Source organism: Streptomyces sp. NPDC054841 (assembly GCF_053611045.1).
The window spans coordinates 1-3,158 of record NZ_JBSGZO010000717.1 but is presented as its reverse complement, the minus strand read 5'-3'; the positions used below and the strand labels follow the sequence as shown (position 1 = coordinate 3,158).

Here is a 3,158-nt window from a genome sequence, read left to right as displayed (position 1 = left end):
GTTGTCGCATCACCCAAGTACGTCCAGTACGAGGGCGATACTCCGCCTTGCGATGCACCGCACCGGACGCCGCGAGCTTCCCGGCAAACCTTTCCGGCCACAGCACTAGCGGGCCCGCACACTGCCCCAGTTGTCGGCGCTCTTGCGCTCGTCGCGGGAGTGGTTGTCGTGGATGCTCTGGACCAGCTCGCCGCTGTCGCCGAGGAGCAGGGCCATGTTCTTGGTCGCCTGGTCCCACTCCGCCTGGACGCCGCGGTACATCTCCTGGTCCGCACCCTCCCAGGAGGTGACGAGCGGCTTCAGCTCGTCCTCCAGGTTGTTGAGGGTCGTGATGATCTGCTGGGTCTGTTCCTTCAGCTCTTCTATGGCGTGCCGGACCATGGGGTACTGCACGTCGATGATGCCGTCGGCCATGACGTCTCCTCTCGGGTGGCCGGGCGACGGGGCCCGGGAAGCTCACGGGTCCGGCCTGTCCGAAAGGGGCCGGTGCCGCGGGGGAGGTGGGTCAGCGCAGTGCTTCGAAGACGCCCTGGCTGGTCTTGCTGTTGAGCACCTCGGTCAGGTCCTGGTTCTCCTTCGCCAGGCGGTTGGCCGAGGTCACGTTCTCCTGAAGCGCGTCGACCATCTTGCTGATCTGCACGACGACCTTCTGCGCCTCGGTGTTCCAGCTGCGGAAGAGCTTCAGCAGGGCCTGGCCCTCGTCGCCACCGACACCCGAACGCGCGGCGATCTCAGCGACGTTGTTCTGAATCTTCTCGACCTGGCTCCGGGCCGACTCCAGTGAGGAGACGCCCCCCAAGCCCTTGGCATAGTCCGCTTTCCTCGCGGCGCTGTCCGCCATGCCGCGCTCCCTTCGTTCAGACGAGTCCCATCGGCCCCGTTGCCCGCCGAGATTAAAGAGAAACCAGCGTTCCGCGCAACGCAAGAGGAAAGATTCAAGCCTCCGTCAGCTCGCCAGAATTCTTGTGTGCGGCAAGGGAGTTGTCCCGAAGTTTCAGCGGGATGAACACGGCCCGACCGTCCGGGGCGGCAGGCGTGAACCATCCGCGGGGTGACGCGATATGGACGGAAGACGGTCACGCGGAGAAGGCGAACGGCCATCGGGCAGCACCGAATCCGGCAATGGACGCGTATCCGCAACTTCCCCGGGTGCGGCCTACCGAAAAGATATCTATGCCCAACCGAAAAGTTAGCTGAGCCTACCGAAAGAAGTAGCTGAGCCTACCGAAAGGATATCTGTGCCCACCGAAAAGTATCTGAGCTCACTGAGGTGTCTCACCGCGCTTGGCCCCGTGACGACTTCGCCGACTCCGCTCCGTCGGCGCCGCGCGGCATGAGGCCCTTGCCTTCATCAGCGTGCGGTGTCGGCAGTGCGAGTGGTACCCGCTGTGTCCGCCTTGTCGTTCCCCCCGCGCTGCCCCGACTGACCGGCGGCACCGCACTCCGGAGCCGTGACCTTGGGCGCCGCGGCGCCCGAGGCTGCGGCCGGGTCAAGGTCCGCGCCGGTAGGGAGAGCTGCGAGCAGCGGTGCCGGGACCGAGTCGATGTCCGCAGCCTCGTACCCGAGTGCTGCCAGCGAGTCCTTGGCGGAGACGCGGTACTTCACGCCGTTCTCCGCCACCAGATAGGTGGTCCCGGCGTGCGCGGCGCCACTCGCGTGCAGGGCCCGGACCAGGGCGCCGTGCCCGGGCCGTACCACCGTGGCGTCCGTCGGGACACAGGCCCGCTTCAGCGGCTGATCGGTGCCCTGCGACACCGCGACCGGGGCGAGCCGGGTCAGAGGGACCAGCACCGACCTGATCCGGGCGCCGCCGTTGTCGCCGTCGACCTGCGCGCAGAGCGCGGTGCCGCGCGGCGCGGGCTGCGGGCTGGGCGGCGTGTCCGGCAGTTCCTCGGATCCGGCGGAGCCGGAGTCCTTCGCCCTGTGCTCGCGCAGCGCGTCCGCGCCGACGGTGCGCGCCTCGGGCGACCGCCCCTGGTAGGCGTCCTTCTGGGTGGCCGGGTCGCCCAGCACCAGGGCGGCGCCGAGCCGGGTCAGCGGCACCAGGCCGTCCTTGCGCAGCAGGTGATAAGTGCTGCCGCCGCCGGGCACACTGACCTTGAACAGCTGGCCGATCCGGCTGGCTTCACCACCGAGCACGGGGCCCTCCTCGCCGCGCCCCGACACCGCGGGTGGGCGCAGGGCGGGGCCAGGTGCCAGCGCGTCGAGGAAGGCCGCCGAGACCGGCATCGGCCGCTGGGAGCCGTAGCCGAGGGCGTTGCGGGCGTCGGAGGCGCGGTCCAGCGGCAGCCTGCTGCCCCGCCAGACCAAGTACTCGGTGCCGTCCGGGCCGCGTACCAGCACCCCGCGGTCGCCGCCGATGCCACGGGAGTCCAGAGGCACCCCGGCCACCACGGTGGTGGCCCCAGGCTTGTCCACCCCGGTGCTCGCCACGACACCGGAGGTGTCGGGCAGCGCCCCGTCCGGCCCCGTGACGCACATGTGCCAGGCGCCGTCGTCGAGCCGGTCGGGCCCGGGCACGGCGTCCGGGGCGCCGGGGATGCCGACCGGGGCGCCCACCGGGACGTCCCGCAGAGAGGCGGTGCGGACGTCCGCGGTCGCCAGGTCGGAGCCGCCGATCAGCCGCGCCGAGGCGTAGTTGCGCACCGGGTGCAGTACGCCGTCGGTGCCGGTCCACAGGTACCGGGCGCCGGTGTCGCGGTTGACCACCAGGTGCTCACCGCTGCGCCAGCCGTCGTTCCCGCCGGGGCGCAGCAGGCCGAAGACTGCGGCGCCCGCGCCGATCAGGACGGTTACCAGTACGCCGAAGACCACGCCGCGGGTGGTGCGCCCGAGCGGGCTCTCCGGGGCGTCCGGGTCGGCCATCAGCAGGCCCGAACTGAGCCTGCCCATCATGAAACTGTGGGCGTGTACCTGGTCGCGTTTGGACTGCACAGCCTCTCCTCAACTCGTTCTCCGTGTCCCGGCGTGCGGGTGTGTCAGGTCCTGTCCGGTCGGTCTTCGCGGGCCCGCGACGCCTGGCGCGGCACCTCGCCGCGTTGTCGTAAGTCGCCCAAGTACGTCCAGTACGAGGGCGATCTCCCCCAGCTACCGCTGGGAGGTTCCCCCACCGCCTTGCGATGCGTCCCCTCGGCCCTCCGGGCCTGGGGAGACCCCA

General features: G+C 70.2%; 3 protein-coding genes. All 3 read right to left on the bottom strand.

Features of this window, described 5'->3' with window-relative positions:
* Positions 1-105: 105 nt before the first annotated feature.
* The gene (locus tag ACWGI8_RS42210; protein ID WP_453668765.1) at positions 106-414 is read right to left on the bottom strand and encodes a WXG100 family type VII secretion target; all 309 of its coding nucleotides are present in this window, start codon (positions 412-414) and stop codon (positions 106-108) included.
* A 91-nt stretch (positions 415-505) separates the two neighbouring features.
* Positions 506-841, bottom strand: a complete 336-nt coding sequence (locus ACWGI8_RS42205) for a hypothetical protein (protein ID WP_453668764.1) — start codon at positions 839-841, stop codon at positions 506-508.
* A 510-nt stretch (positions 842-1,351) separates the two neighbouring features.
* A complete protein-coding gene (gene eccB, locus ACWGI8_RS42200) occupies positions 1,352-2,935 on the bottom strand; it encodes a type VII secretion protein EccB (protein WP_453668763.1) in 1,584 nt (527 codons plus the stop codon).
* Positions 2,936-3,158: the final 223 nt, after the last annotated feature.

Excerpts from the sequence above, each read along its gene's own strand:
- ACWGI8_RS42210 (WP_453668765.1), bottom strand. The coding sequence starts at position 414 with ATGGCCGACGGCATCATCGACGTGCAGTACCCCATGGTCCGGCACGCC.
- ACWGI8_RS42205 (WP_453668764.1), bottom strand. The coding sequence starts at position 841 with ATGGCGGACAGCGCCGCGAGGAAAGCGGACTATGCCAAGGGCTTGGGG.